The organism is Nitrosophilus alvini (assembly GCF_015100395.1).
Classification (GTDB): domain Bacteria; phylum Campylobacterota; class Campylobacteria; order Campylobacterales; family Nitratiruptoraceae; genus Nitrosophilus; species Nitrosophilus alvini.
This window is the reverse complement of record NZ_AP022847.1, coordinates 1,682,519-1,695,425: the sequence shown is the minus strand read 5'-3', so window position 1 is coordinate 1,695,425 and position 12,907 is coordinate 1,682,519. Positions and strand designations below refer to the sequence as shown.

The following is a 12,907-nucleotide window of genomic DNA, read 5'->3' as shown; positions in this document are numbered from 1 at the left end:
TATTTTTAACTTTCACTTTTTACGTTCAGGAAAACCTGAACTCTTTATACTCTTTCGGTATCAGATACTCTTTTGCATCTATAGGACATTTGTAAAATCCGTGTTCGAAGCCTATTTGAAAGAGCCGATTCAGTGCCATATACTGTTTTTCGTTCATTACCGCAGACTCTTCGTTGGCATACATACCAAGATAGATATCGAGTTTTTTATCATCTATTCTGACAAGATCTCTTTCAATAAGCATTTTTGAGAGCATCTCTTTGTTTTTCGTTGCCACTTCCACAGCTTTGATGAGCATCTCTTCCGCCTCAATGGCCTTAAGTATGGGGATAGAGCGTCTAAGTGCCATTCCTCCAAGAGGAAGAGGAAGAGAACCGCCGCTCAGCTCTTCCCATATATCCCAAAGCTCACACTCCACTTCCAGGTTTTCGTCAAAATCGAGTATGCTCTCATGTATCAGAACACCTGCGTCAACCTTCTCTTCGAGGACCGCCTTTTCTATATCGAGGAAATTCATATATGTGATCCTGGCTTCCGGATATGCTATACGAAAAAGCATAGCGTTGGTTGTATATTTCCCGCTCAGAGCCACCCTGAAATTTTTCTTGAGCTTTTTGCCTTTTTTCTTTATCAGCTTCGGTCCGTAGCCGTTTCCGAAGCTGACAGCCGTTCTCAAAAGAGCATATTCCTCTTTTATAAAAGGATAGAGTGCGAAACTGATTGCCGTTATATCGTAAAAAGAGTTGAGAGCTTCCCTGTTTAGGGTCTCTATATCGAGTGCTATGTTTTCAAATCGTATGTTTTTTGAACTCACCCATCCGAATTTTATGGCATAAAACATAAAAATATCGTCTGCATCGGGGGAGTGGGCCACACTGTAACAAGACATCGGTTGCCTTTTATGATAATTTATTCATATTTTAATCAAAAAAGGATAAAATATTGATAATTTTAATAATGAGGTTGATTAAATGGATGCAAACAAGCAAAAAGCACTTGAACTTGCGATAAAACAGATAGACAAAGCATTCGGAAAAGGTGCGCTTGTAAAACTGGGCGAAAAAGAGATAGTGCCAATCGACTCTATAAGTACCGGGTCTTTGGGACTCGATCTGGCTCTCGGTATAGGCGGGGTGCCAAAAGGAAGAATCATTGAGATATATGGACCCGAGAGTTCGGGAAAAACCACACTGGCCCTTCAAATAATTGCCGAAGCGCAGAAGCAGGGGGGCGTGTGTGCTTTTATAGATGCGGAACATGCTCTGGATGTTCTTTATGCGAAAAATCTGGGAGTTGATGTTGATAACCTTCTTGTTTCTCAGCCCGATTTCGGCGAGCAGGCTCTGGATATTGTTGAAACCATTGCCAGAAGCGGTGCGATCGATGTGATAGTGATAGATTCTGTTGCGGCTCTGACTCCCAAAGCCGAAATCGAAGGCGAAATGGGCGACAGCCATATGGGGCTGCAGGCTAGGCTGATGAGTCAGGCTCTTAGAAAACTTACCGGAGTTCTTCATAAAATGAGTACCACCGTTATCTTCATCAATCAGATAAGGATGAAGATAGGGGCTATGGGATATGGAACGCCTGAAACCACAACCGGCGGAAATGCTTTGAAATTTTATGCTTCTGTTAGAATTGATGTGAGAAGAATCGCCACACTCAAACAGGGTGAAAATCAGATAGGGAACAAAGTAAGAGCGAAAGTTGTCAAAAACAAGGTAGCCCCTCCGTTCAGGCAGGCGGAATTTGACATAATGTTCGGAGAGGGTATCAGCAAAGAGGGTGAGATCGTTGATTATGGCGTAAAACTTGATATCATAGACAAAAGCGGTGCATGGTTTAGCTACAAGGATAAAAAACTGGGACAGGGACGAGAAAACGTAAAAGCCTATCTCAAAGAGCATCCGGAAGTCGCTTCGGAGATAGAAGAGCAGATAAAAAAGAGTATGGGGATAGATAAAGCTCTTGAAGTGCCTGAAAATGAGATGGTAGAAGATTGAGTCGGTTGTTATAGAGAGGACTAAAGCAACCGATTACGAATCACTAGTCACGAATTACGAGTTATAAAAAGGGGAGATAATGGTTTATATTGATAATATTATAGCAGATGAAGTTCTTGACAGCAGGGGCAATCCTACCGTAAAAGCCACTGTAATACTCAGTGACGGTACCGTGGCAAGCGCGATAGTGCCAAGCGGTGCAAGTACAGGGAAAAGAGAAGCGCTGGAGCTTAGAGACAAAGATGAAAGATTTTTGGGAAAAGGCGTTTTGAAAGCGTGTGAAAATGTAGAAGTTGCCATTGCCGACGAGTTGACAGGATTGGAACCATATAATCAGGCTGAAATTGATGCAATAATGAAAGAGTTGGATGGTACTGATAACTATTCCAGACTTGGAGCAAATGCCGTCCTGGGTGTTTCTATGGCTGTAGCAAGAGCAGCGGCAAAGAGTTTGAGACTACCTCTTTACAGATATCTGGGAGGCTCTAATGCCGTTGTAGTTCCCACACCTATGCTTAATATCATAAACGGCGGTGCGCATGCCGATAACAATGTGGACTTTCAGGAATATATGATAATGCCAAACGGCTTTGACGACTTTAAAGAGGCTTTGAGAGCAAGTACCGAAGTTTATCACACATTGAAAAAACTTCTGGAATCTGACGGTCACAATACAGCGTTGGGAGATGAAGGGGGATTTGCTCCCAATCTTAAAAATAATGCCGAACCCATCGAATATATTATAAGAGCTATAGAAAAAGCCGGATACAAACCATCCGAACAGATATCAATTGCTCTGGATGTTGCCAGCAGTGAACTTGTATGTGAGGAAGGATACAGGCTGGAGGGTGAAAATAGAACACTCACAGCCGAAGAGCTGGTTGGATATTATGAAGAGCTCTGCGGCAAGTATCCTATTGTATCCATCGAAGACGGGCTTAGTGAAGATGACTGGGAAGGATGGAAAATCCTTACGGATAGACTGGGCAGCAAAATACAGCTTGTAGGTGACGATCTGTTTGTAACAAACAAAGAGATATTGCAAAAAGGGATAGATGAAAAAATAGCAAACTCTATTTTGATAAAACCGAATCAGATAGGAAGTGTAAGTGAGACAATGCAGACGGTCAGGCTTGCTCAAAGAAACGGTTATAGATGCGTTATGAGCCACAGAAGCGGCGAAAGCGAAGATGCGTTTATAGCCGATTTTGCTGTTGCACTCAATACCGGAGAGATAAAAACAGGCGCTCCTGCCAGGGGTGAGAGAAATGCAAAATATAACAGGCTTATTGAGATAGCAAGAGATTTGGGCTATGCGGAATTTATAGGCCGTGAGCTTTTTGGTTAAAAAGCTGATAAAATCAGTGCGTCCCTATGAGAGAAATACTTGACGATTTAGGCTCCAAAAGTTTTAAAGAGACATTTTTCTGGTTTCTGAAAATTTTTGGAGCTGTAGTTGCAGTTGTGCTGCTAGGACTCTATATAGGGACGCTTCTTTTTGGTAAGAACTCCGTAGAGGTGCTTTTTGAACTACAGGAGCAAGAAAAGCTCCTTAAAAAAGAGGTAAACAGGCTCAAACAGGAGAATGCAAAACTCCAAAAAGAGTATTTTGAACTTAAACAACTGGAGCCGGGTCAGTGAAAAAATATACTATTTTGTTTTTGGCTGCCGTTATGCTGTTTGCCAGAGAAAACCCTTTTGAGCCTGTAAAAGCCGAACAGTTCCAGAAAGAGCCCCCTTTGTCTGAAACAAAACAACAGCCTCAGAGTGTCCAAAAAATAAAAATATTCTCATTTTTAGAGATTTTGGATAACAACAGAAGCATCATTATCCAAACAAAAGATAGAGCAATCAGAGTTTTTACTGTAAAAAATCCTTTAAAAACTGTTTTGGATTTCAGGCGTAAAAACAGTTTTTACACGAAGAAAATCGACCTGCAAAACGAAAATTTCAAAAAAGTGGAAATAGGAAGCCATAAAAATTACTACCGCATTGCAATAACTCCTAGAAAAGGCTGCAACCCGGAGGCTGAAAAGACTGATTTGGGATATAAGGTATTTTGCAAATAGTCCTCAGGTTTTTTCGTTTTTGGTGATATTCTCTTTTTTCTGCAGCAGTCTGATTGCGATCATAACAAACAACACTTCGAAAAGACTTGCCAGTATGAATGCCAGATAGTGAAACTCATCTATACTTTTTGTATGGTATGCAAGTGTGGCAACTGCTACAAGAAGCGTCAAAGGCATTGAGTGAGAGAGCCCAAAAAGAATGCTGTCTTTTAGCCCTAGAATTTTTATAAAATTCATTGAAGCGATGATTCTTATACCAGTCATTAGAACCGTTATCAAAAGAGCCTGCAAAAGCAACCCTTCCATTGTTAGTGCACTCAGTTTGAAAGAGCTTCCTGTATAGATAAAAAATATAGGAACAAGAAAACCGAAACCAAATGATGAGAGTTTATGGGGGAGCGCTTTTTTGTGTTCGAAAAAAGTAGCTATAAAAATACCCGCGATAAATGCGCCGAATGCAACTTCAAGGTCCAGATAGAGCATAATAGCGATAAATATAAAAAGAAGAGCCATACTCAGCCTGATATCCTGCTCTTCGCTGTCGATTTTGGGCATAAGTGTGGTTTTAAGTTCAGGATACCACCAAAACAGAATCTGTAGAAATTTGAATGCACCGAGAATCAGAAGCAGAAACATTGATAGATAAAATATCGTTTCATAAAACTTTATGCCGAAACCAAACTGAAGACCCGCGCTTACAAGTGTAAGTGCGGCAATACTTACGACTTCTCCGAGTGAACCTATTATCATAGAGATATTTAGCCAGGTAAGATTTTTGCCATACTCCTTTTTCAATGCGGCTATAAGGCCAACCGATATCAGAGGCATAACAACAATAAAAATATCACTGAATTTCATATATTTCGATATAGCAAAAGCTAAAATGTACAAAGTGGCAAGATAGAGCAAACCTTTATAGATTATATCTTTTTGGGTTGTAAAAACTTTTTTGAGGTCAACTTCAAGGCCTGCTAAAAACATAAGATATAAAAATCCAAATTCCGCCAAAAGCTCGAAAAGTTCGATATGTGGTAAGAGTGCCATAAAACCGGCTATGGAGCCAAGAATTATTTCCAACACGCTTGTAGGAAGTCTTGTGATTTTTGAAATGAAAGGAGTGGCAAATATCAAAAGTGATATTGTTATTATTATAGTTATTTCGTTATTCATGGCAGGTTACGGCGATTTCCAGTCCAAGTGATTTTATCGTTTCTATATCTTTGTGCGGTTCATTCCCTTTTGTTGTCAGATAGTCGCCTATAACTATCGCATCGGCTCCCATTTCAAATATTCTATACCATTCATCCTTAAGAGTTATCTCTCTTCCGCCTGCAACCATCAGTTTCACATCCGGCAGTATCTCTCTGGCAAGTTTTACGATGGACAAGGCCTCTTCAGCTTCCAGGATTTTCGCTTCAAGCGGTAAAGATGGATTTGGATGATAAAAGTTGATAGGTGTTGAGTCAGGGCTCAGTGATTTTATCTGCTCAAGAAACTCAACTCTTTGCTCTTTGCTCTCTCCAAGACCGAATATTCCTCCGCTGCAGAGTTTGAGTCCTGCCGCTTTTACATTCAGACAGGTCTGATATCTCTCATCCCACTCATGGGTTGAACAGATTTTTTTATAAAAATCTCTGTGGGTTTCAAGATTGTGGTTATAGCTGTCTATGCCGGCACTTTTGAGTTCTTTGAGTTGTTCAACATCGGCTGTACCGCAGCATCCTATAAGATTGAAATCATTCACGACTTTTTTTACTGCTCTTGCCGCTTCGCATACAAACTCCAGCTTTTTATCATCTATTCCTTTGCCCGAAGTTACCAGACAAAAACCCAAAGCTCCCATTTTTTTTGCTGCAACTGCTTCTTTTACGATTGTCTCTATCGGTTTATGCTCATATCTTTGGATATCGGCCTTATATCTCACGCTCTGAGTGCAGAACCTGCAATCTTCAAGGCATCTGCCGCTGGAAATATTTGATATGGCACATAAAAAAACTTTTTTCATAAATTCTCCGGATCTGCAGTTTTTATACTCTCTTTTATCCAAATGTTATCAGGTAACTCTTTATAACAATATATAATTTCGTATCTATTATCAATATCCAGAATGGCGCATTCGGATCTCGGTTTCTTTCTTGCACATACTTCACCAGGATTCAGATAGAGGCAGGAATCAGTTTTTTGATATTCAAATCTGTGCAGATGTCCGTATATGACTATATCGCTGTCCGGAGTTAGATAAAAGGGCAGATGCATAAGTTTGAATGTTGTATCTTTGATTTTGAAATAGTATGGCTCTTTATGTATATTGTATCTGGTTTGCAGATGAAAAAGATGTCGGTCGTTGTTTCCAAAAACCGCCGTATAGGGAAGAGATGTCTCTTCAAGCATTTGAAGAGTCTCCGGAAGTTCTATGTCTCCGGCGTGAATCAGAGCCTTTACCCCCTCTTTGACCAAAAATTTTATAGCATCTTCTGCAAGATCAAGACGTCTGTGTGTATCTGAGAGGATTCCTACTTTCATATCTTAAAATTCCCAATTCCTGTTTCAGGCTTCTTCTTTATGTTTACATTTTATACACTCATAAACCTCTTTGCCCCTATATGTCCTTTTTGCCGTCATATAACCGCATTTTTCGCATTTTTTCTCAGTCGGTTCGTATTTGGAGATGAATTTACACTCCGGATAGTTCGAACATCCGAAAAATTTACCTCTTTTCGAATATCTTTCCAGTATCTCTCCGCCGCACTCGGGACATTTTACGGAGAGTTTTTTGGGATCGTTCAAAGGTTTTGTATTTTTGCATTTTGGATATGCGCTGCAGGCGAGGAATTTGCCTCGGGGTCCCTGTTTTACCACCATAGGAGCACCGCATTTATCGCAAATCTGATCGGTAGTCTCCTCATTTTTGCTCTCTTTTTTATCCTCACTCTCTATCTGTTCTGTATATTTGCATTTTGGATATGCGCTGCAGGCGACAAACTCCCCGAACCTGCCGCTTCTTTTTACAAGTTCGGCTCCGCACAGCGGACAGTTTCTGCCTAGTGGAATTGCGATTTTCTGACTTTTTATCTCTTTTTTTCCCTCTTCAATCTGTTTGATAAAGGGTTCATAAAACTCAAGAAGAACCTTTTGCCACTCTTTTTTGGCCTCTGCTATCTCGTCTAGTTCCTCTTCCATTTTTGCAGTGAAGGAGCTGTCCACTATTTCACTGAAATGCTTTTCCAGAACCTCTATAACTTTAAATGCGATATCGGTAGGAATAAGCTGTTTTTTCTCTATATCTATATATTTTCTTGCCTGAAGAAGCGCTATAGTAGGAGCGTATGTACTTGGTCTTCCTATCCCCAAAGATTCGAGTTTTTTTATGAGACTAGCTTCGGAGTATCTTGCAGGAGGCTCTGTAAAATGCTGGTTTGCTTCGATTTTTGTAAGTTCGACTTTTTCTCCTTCTTTCAGCTCGGGAAGAAGCTTATCTTTGTCTTCGGTACCCAGAACTTTATAAAAACCGTCAAATACCAGTTTCCTTCCGCTTGCTTTGAAGGTTCCGCTATCGCTTTTGAAATAGATGGTTTGTGTTTCAAATATCGCATCTTCCATCTGAGATGCCAAAAATCTGTTGTATATGAGCGTATAGAGTCTTAGTTCGTCTTTTGAGAGATACTGTGCAGCAGCTTGCGGAGTGAAGTCTATCATAGTGGGTCTGATAGCCTCGTGAGCTTCCTGTGCACCTTTCGATTTTGTTGTATATATTTTGGGATTTTTGGGAAGGTATTTTTCCCCGTATCTGTTTTTTATGAGCTCTCTTGCGCTATTTTGTGCCTCTTTTGCTATATTGAGGCTGTCGGTCCTCATATAAGTTATGATACCGGTTATTCCTTTGTCGGTTTGAACGCCTTCATAAAGTTTCTGTGCTATCATCATCGTCTTTTTGGGGCTGAATCCCAGTTGACTGGAGGCTGTTTGCTGAAGTGTGGATGTCATAAAAGGCGGAGGTGTTTTGGAGACTCTTTTTTTCTTCTCTATTTTTGCAACTTTAAACTCTTCGCCTTTGAGGGTCTTTACAATGTTTTTAGCCACATCGGCGGTTTTAATACTCATTTTTTCTATTTTTTTGTCTTTAAACTCGACTAAAGATGCATCGATACTTTTGTTGAATACCGCGTCTATGCTCCAGTACTCCTGGGGAACAAACGCTTTTATCTCTCTTTCTCTGTCAACTATGAGTTTCAGAGCAGAAGACTGAACACGCCCGGCACTGAGTCCTCTTTGGATTTTGGATGAAAGAAGCGGTGAGAGTTTGTAGCCTACTATTCTGTCAAGAAGTCTTCTCGCCTGCTGAGCATTTACTTTGTCCATATCAATGGTTCTCGGATTTTCCAAAGCATGTGTTATGGCATTTTTCGTGATTTCGTGAAAAACAATCCTTGGCAGTTTTTCCGGGTCTTTTCCTATAGCTTTTGCGATATGGTAACCGATAGCTTCACCCTCTCTGTCCTCGTCCGTTGCTATGAAAATCCTGTCACTTTTCTTTGCGAGCTCTTTTATCTGTTTTACAACTGCGGAGTGTTCTTTGTCCACTCTGTATTGGGGTTCGAACTTTCCCTCTTCAACTTTTATACCGAAACTGTGTTTTGGAAGGTCTCTTATATGTCCCTTGGAAGCGATAACTTCATAATCTTTTCCCAAAAAATTTTTGATAGTTCTTGCTTTTGCCGGTGACTCGACTATTATAAGGTTTTTGTTTTTCACGGGTCTGCCTTGAAAATTTTTTGTGCAATTCTATCATATTTGCAAAATTTTGGCTAACATTAATTATAATAATAAAATATTTCGGGTAAAAGCGGAATATTCCCGTATTCGGAAACTATCAAAAAGGATGGATAATGAAGGCAATAGTTATAATCACGGTTTTTTTTACGTTTTTCCTGTATGCGGATACAAAAAGCGTTGTGCCCCAAAAAGCTAAATGGGTAGATATAATTCTTGAGGGAAAAGAGTGCAGTGTGGAGATAAAACAGGCAAACCGCTATGCTGAGGGAACTATCAAAAGTTCATCAGGCAGAGTAGAAAGAATGGCGATAATTATGAAAAATCCGAAAGGTTTTGGAAAAATTCATGTAAAATCGAATTGCAAAATAGTAAAAATAGACTACAGCAAAAATGCGGTAGGAAGTCCGGTAAAAAAGATAAAAAACAGAGAACTTTGGGAGTGGAAAAAGAGAAAAACAGATAATTTGAAATAAGATATGAGAAAGATTTTCTGCTCAAACTCACAGACTGCTTATATGGCGCTTTTGAAAGTTGCGGGTGTAAAAGATATCTCAATACCCGCGAATGCTCCAAGTTGGTTTGCCACAGTCCCGGAATTTTTGGGAATTAGAATAAAACTTGAAGATGTAAAGATAGATTTTTCGTCAAAAAGCGATATACAAAACCTCTTCTTTGAAAGTTTTATACCAAATGATGCCCTGTTTGTTTTTCAAAACCGTGGAGCGATAATCGGGGAAGCAAAAGCGCATATTGTTGATTTCGGAGATTTTGCTGCTATTTTTACCAGGGACGAAACTCTTGCAAAAGAGTTGGAGATTTTTGTAAAGGGCGGTATTGAGAAAGGAAGGCTTTGGAATTTTGATATAAAAAAAGCCGGAATCGATATCGAAGCCGAAAATGTCGATATACCCGATATCGAAGAGAAACTTGAAAAACAAAAAGAGGTTTTGGAGAGGTTTGAAAAAGAGTTTGCGAAAACTCCTTATTTCGATATTTTGCATATAGGAAACCGAACACTCAAAGAGTTCTATCCTATTTTTTTAAAACCCTCTTTGTATTGCCCCAAAGAGGATATTGTCCGAAAACTTGTCGAAAAAGGTTTTGAAGCAACGGTTCATTACAAGCCTCTATACAAATTGACACTTTTCAATTCAAAACCTCTTCCTGTGAGCGAAGAGTTATACAAGAGCGAACTCTCTATTCCACTTTGCGAAGAGGTTATAGAATCTCTTTTTGAAACGGTTGAAGAATACAGTTACAGGAGTTGCAGTTTTTAATGTGCGGTATATTTGGAGTTTTTGGAAAATATGATGAGAAAAGAGCATTTGAATCTCTTTCGTTGCTGACACACAGGGGTCCTGACAGCAGGGGATTTTATAAAGACGAAAAGATATTTTTGGGACACACCAGGCTTTCTATCATCGATCCCGGACGCAGAGCCGATCAGCCTATGCAAAGAGAGGAGATAACGGTTGTATTCAACGGAGAAATATACAACTATAAAGAGCTAAGACTCAGACTAGATTTTCCTTTTACGACAGATTCTGACACGGAAGTTATAATAGCTGCGTTTAAAAAGTGGGGAGTCTCTTTTGTCAATTATCTTAGAGGAATGTTCGCTATTGCTCTGTATGACGGTGAAAAGCTCTATCTTTTCAGAGACAGATTCGGTAAAAAACCGCTCTTTTATGCCAAAGACGGGGATAGTTTCATCTTTGCGTCGGAGATAAAATCGATAAAAAGCTATCTCTCGTCAAAAATAGAGAACAAAAAAGCTCTTTTATGCTATCTCTCCTACGGGACTTCAGTATCTCCAATGACATTTTATGCCGGGATATGCAAAGTTTTGCCCGCTTCATCTCTTGTATACGATACAAAGAATTTGGAAGAGAACAGATACTACACTTTTTTGAACAAGCCGCGAATTTTTGAAGAAAAAGAGGCATTAAAGCATATAGAAGATCATATAAAAGAGGCGGTTGAATACAGGCTTGTCAGTGATGTGGAGGTTGGAGCATTTTTGAGCGGTGGAGTAGACAGCTCTTTGGTTGCTGCAGTGGCAAAGAAACTTGAAAACAGCCTGAAAACCTTCAGTATAGGCTACAAAGAGTATGAAAGTTACAGCGAACTGGGATTTGCCAAGAGGGTTGCAAGGCATCTCGATACTGATCATCACGAAATAAGAATCGACAGAAACGATTTTTTTGAAGCTTTGGATGATGTTATATACCATCTTGACGAGCCTCTGGCCGATCCTGCGGCAGTTCCGTTGTGGCATCTGTCGCGCTTTGTGCATGAAAACGGTATAAAAACCGTCTTAAGCGGTGACGGTGGAGACGAACTTTTTATGGGGTATAGGCAGTATTTCGAATTTCTGGATATTGCAAAAGCCAAAGAGCTTAAATACAAAAACTGGCTCAGAAACTATTTTAAAAAACATTTTTCCGTAAACAAAGAGTGGGAGTGGTATAAAAGGGTATTTGAGGGGAGCGTGCTTTTTAGAACCAGCTCCGAGATTTTTACCGATCTTCAAAAAAACAGACTTCTCAAACAGAATGTCAAAGACAACGATTCGCTGGAGTATATAAAAAGATATATAGAAGAGTATGAAAATTCCGGCCTTGAGGATGAAGTTTCGTGGCAGAGCTTTTTGGATATAAAAGTGCATCTTGGAGAGCTCTACTTTACCAAGCTAGACCGTATCAGTATGGCTCACTCACTGGAGGTTAGAACTCCTCTGATAGACCAAAAACTGGTCGAACTCTCTTTCAGCATAGACCCGAAACTGAAGATTGGTGACGGCAATACCAAATATCTTTTGAAAAAAATTGCATCAAAATATCTTCCCGAAGATATTGTATACAGAAAGAAAAAAGGTTTTTCCTATCCATTCATCGAGTGGCTGAACAGCGCCAATGAACTTGAGCGTATAAGAGGGGTAAACAAAAAAGCGGAGATCTTTAAAGAAGAAGAGATAGATTTTTTGCTGGCCCAGGCGCAAAGAGGCAGATTCAAACAGCATGCATGGGCACTCTATATCTATTGTCGCTGGTTTGAAAAGGAGTTTTTATAGAAGCTTTTTCCAATTTGTAAATATCTCGCTCTCTTTGCCAAAAATCTCTACAAAGACTTCCGTGTATCTGTCGAAAGGGTTCTTAATTGCTGCTATCTTTTTTTTTCTATGCCTGTCAATATCCAAAGGCATAAATTCAACAATAATTGGAATCGGAAAATCGGTTCCGAAGAGAAGCTTGCTGTGGATATGTTTCTGAGTTGAGAGATGGCGAAGAACTCTCGCTTTGAGAGGATTGAGCATGGAGGAGAGGTCTGCGTAGAGATTTTCGTAAATTTCAAGCATTTCAATGAGTTTGAAATACTCTTTATTGAAAAAACGCGGATTTTGGCTGAAATTTCTCCAGAAAAGAAGTTTGTACTCCACATGTCCGCAGGCCATATGAGCCGCTATAACTTTTACTCCCGTTTCCAAAGGGAGTCTGAGCATATCTGTCTTTTCATATCTTTTGTTGCTTTCAATCGCAATTTCCAGTCCGGTATGAATAATAAGCGGCAAAGAGAGATCTCTCAGTTTTTCATAATAGGGAACTAAAGAAGGGTCGTTTGTATCTATCTGCCAGTAGTTTTGCAGAAATTTTGCGCCTCTGCATCCTCGTTCGGCATAGATTTCAAGCAGACTCAGCGCATCCGGTCTGTATGGATTTACTGACATAAAAGGTATGATGAGGTCTCTGTTTTTTTCATATACCGAAAGAACATCATCCGTAGAAGCACATGCCGTTTTGTTTTTTGAGAGGAATCTGCCTTTTTTGTCATATTTTGCATCTATACCGAAAAGAACAGCTTTTTCGATATATTTTGATTCTTTCAAAAGCTGAAGAAAACGGAATATGTAATACCCATACCCTTCAGTAAAGAGCCTTTTTCTCTCATAGCCCATATTTTTGGCAAAAAGGGCTATCGCTATTTTGTCAAAAAATCTGTCAAATTCCACTTCCGGACTCAAAAGATGAGTATGGAAGTCGACTGTTATCATGAAAAAACCAA

13 protein-coding genes are annotated in these 12,907 nt (G+C 39.8%); 7 read left to right on the top strand and 6 right to left on the bottom strand.

Features of this window, described 5'->3' with window-relative positions; all coding sequences use genetic code 11:
• Positions 1 to 25 precede the first annotated feature (25 nt).
• Entirely contained in the window at positions 26 to 889 is an 864-nt protein-coding gene (locus tag EPR_RS08635) for a menaquinone biosynthesis family protein (RefSeq protein ID WP_200762823.1), read from the bottom strand.
• Positions 890 to 971: 82 nt separating this feature from the next.
• Between EPR_RS08635 and recA the strand changes: the two genes are divergently transcribed.
• From recA to EPR_RS08615, 4 genes are all read left to right on the top strand, one after another.
• Positions 972 to 2,003 carry a recombinase RecA gene (recA, locus tag EPR_RS08630; protein WP_200762822.1) on the top strand — a complete coding sequence of 344 codons (1,032 nt, stop codon included), beginning with the start codon at positions 972 to 974 and terminating at the stop codon, positions 2,001 to 2,003.
• Between the two features lie 79 nt (positions 2,004 to 2,082).
• Positions 2,083 to 3,351, top strand: coding sequence for a phosphopyruvate hydratase (gene eno / locus EPR_RS08625; RefSeq protein ID WP_200762821.1), 1,269 nt, complete (start codon positions 2,083 to 2,085; stop codon positions 3,349 to 3,351).
• Positions 3,352 to 3,377: 26 nt separating this feature from the next.
• A complete protein-coding gene (locus tag EPR_RS08620) occupies positions 3,378 to 3,644 on the top strand; it encodes an FtsB family cell division protein (protein WP_200762820.1) in 267 nt (88 codons plus the stop codon).
• Positions 3,641 to 4,072 (top strand): AMIN domain-containing protein, encoded by a 432-nt coding sequence (locus tag EPR_RS08615; protein ID WP_200762819.1) that lies wholly within the window; start codon positions 3,641 to 3,643, stop codon positions 4,070 to 4,072. Before EPR_RS08620 ends, EPR_RS08615 begins: the two co-directional genes overlap by 4 nt.
• Before the next feature lie 3 nt (positions 4,073 to 4,075).
• Here EPR_RS08615 and EPR_RS08610 read toward each other — a convergent pair whose 3' ends face one another.
• Genes EPR_RS08610 through topA form a run of 4 tightly spaced genes read right to left on the bottom strand, consistent with a single transcriptional unit; the run spans position 4,076 to position 8,824 of the window.
• A complete protein-coding gene (locus tag EPR_RS08610; RefSeq protein WP_200762818.1) occupies positions 4,076 to 5,242 on the bottom strand; it encodes a cation:proton antiporter in 1,167 nt (388 codons plus the stop codon).
• Positions 5,235 to 6,077 carry a biotin synthase gene (locus EPR_RS08605; protein WP_200762817.1) on the bottom strand — a complete coding sequence of 281 codons (843 nt, stop codon included), beginning with the start codon at positions 6,075 to 6,077 and terminating at the stop codon, positions 5,235 to 5,237. Before EPR_RS08605 ends, EPR_RS08610 begins: the two co-directional genes overlap by 8 nt.
• A complete protein-coding gene (locus tag EPR_RS08600; protein ID WP_200762816.1) occupies positions 6,074 to 6,595 on the bottom strand; it encodes a YfcE family phosphodiesterase in 522 nt (173 codons plus the stop codon). The genes EPR_RS08605 and EPR_RS08600 overlap by 4 nt, the downstream gene beginning before the upstream one ends.
• Before the next feature lie 24 nt (positions 6,596 to 6,619).
• Entirely contained in the window at positions 6,620 to 8,824 is a 2,205-nt protein-coding gene (gene topA / locus EPR_RS08595; protein WP_200762815.1) for a type I DNA topoisomerase, read from the bottom strand.
• Positions 8,825 to 8,958: 134 nt separating this feature from the next.
• Here topA and EPR_RS08590 point away from each other — a divergent pair, with 134 nt between their 5' ends.
• From EPR_RS08590 to asnB, 3 genes are read left to right on the top strand one after another with little or no spacing between them, the layout of a single operon-like run.
• The gene (locus EPR_RS08590; protein WP_200762814.1) at positions 8,959 to 9,318 is read left to right on the top strand and encodes a hypothetical protein; all 360 of its coding nucleotides are present in this window, start codon (positions 8,959 to 8,961) and stop codon (positions 9,316 to 9,318) included.
• A 3-nt stretch (positions 9,319 to 9,321) separates the two neighbouring features.
• Positions 9,322 to 10,122 carry a DegT/DnrJ/EryC1/StrS family aminotransferase gene (locus tag EPR_RS08585; RefSeq protein WP_200762813.1) on the top strand — a complete coding sequence of 267 codons (801 nt, stop codon included), beginning with the start codon at positions 9,322 to 9,324 and terminating at the stop codon, positions 10,120 to 10,122.
• A complete protein-coding gene (asnB, locus tag EPR_RS08580; RefSeq protein ID WP_200762812.1) occupies positions 10,122 to 11,918 on the top strand; it encodes an asparagine synthase (glutamine-hydrolyzing) in 1,797 nt (598 codons plus the stop codon). The genes EPR_RS08585 and asnB overlap by 1 nt, the downstream gene beginning before the upstream one ends.
• On the opposite strand, the gene EPR_RS08575 is transcribed toward asnB, so the two are convergent.
• Positions 11,913 to 12,896, bottom strand: a complete 984-nt coding sequence (locus EPR_RS08575) for an amidohydrolase family protein (RefSeq protein ID WP_200762811.1) — start codon at positions 12,894 to 12,896, stop codon at positions 11,913 to 11,915. The genes asnB and EPR_RS08575 overlap by 6 nt on opposite strands.
• Positions 12,897 to 12,907 lie beyond the last annotated feature (11 nt).

What these genes read in the sequence shown, in the direction of transcription:
- EPR_RS08575 (WP_200762811.1), bottom strand. Translation starts at nt 12,896, where the DNA reads ATGATAACAGTCGACTTCCATACTCATCTTTTGAGTCCGGAAGTGGAA.
- EPR_RS08600 (WP_200762816.1), bottom strand. Translation starts at nt 6,595, where the DNA reads ATGAAAGTAGGAATCCTCTCAGATACACACAGACGTCTTGATCTTGCA.
- EPR_RS08610 (WP_200762818.1), bottom strand. Translation starts at nt 5,242, where the DNA reads ATGAATAACGAAATAACTATAATAATAACAATATCACTTTTGATATTT.
- EPR_RS08605 (WP_200762817.1), bottom strand. Translation starts at nt 6,077, where the DNA reads ATGAAAAAAGTTTTTTTATGTGCCATATCAAATATTTCCAGCGGCAGA.
- EPR_RS08585 (WP_200762813.1), top strand. Translation starts at nt 9,322, where the DNA reads ATGAGAAAGATTTTCTGCTCAAACTCACAGACTGCTTATATGGCGCTT.
- eno (WP_200762821.1), top strand. Translation starts at nt 2,083, where the DNA reads ATGGTTTATATTGATAATATTATAGCAGATGAAGTTCTTGACAGCAGG.
- recA (WP_200762822.1), top strand. Translation starts at nt 972, where the DNA reads ATGGATGCAAACAAGCAAAAAGCACTTGAACTTGCGATAAAACAGATA.
- EPR_RS08590 (WP_200762814.1), top strand. Translation starts at nt 8,959, where the DNA reads ATGAAGGCAATAGTTATAATCACGGTTTTTTTTACGTTTTTCCTGTAT.
- EPR_RS08635 (WP_200762823.1), bottom strand. Translation starts at nt 889, where the DNA reads ATGTCTTGTTACAGTGTGGCCCACTCCCCCGATGCAGACGATATTTTT.
- asnB (WP_200762812.1), top strand. Translation starts at nt 10,122, where the DNA reads ATGTGCGGTATATTTGGAGTTTTTGGAAAATATGATGAGAAAAGAGCA.
- EPR_RS08620 (WP_200762820.1), top strand. Translation starts at nt 3,378, where the DNA reads ATGAGAGAAATACTTGACGATTTAGGCTCCAAAAGTTTTAAAGAGACA.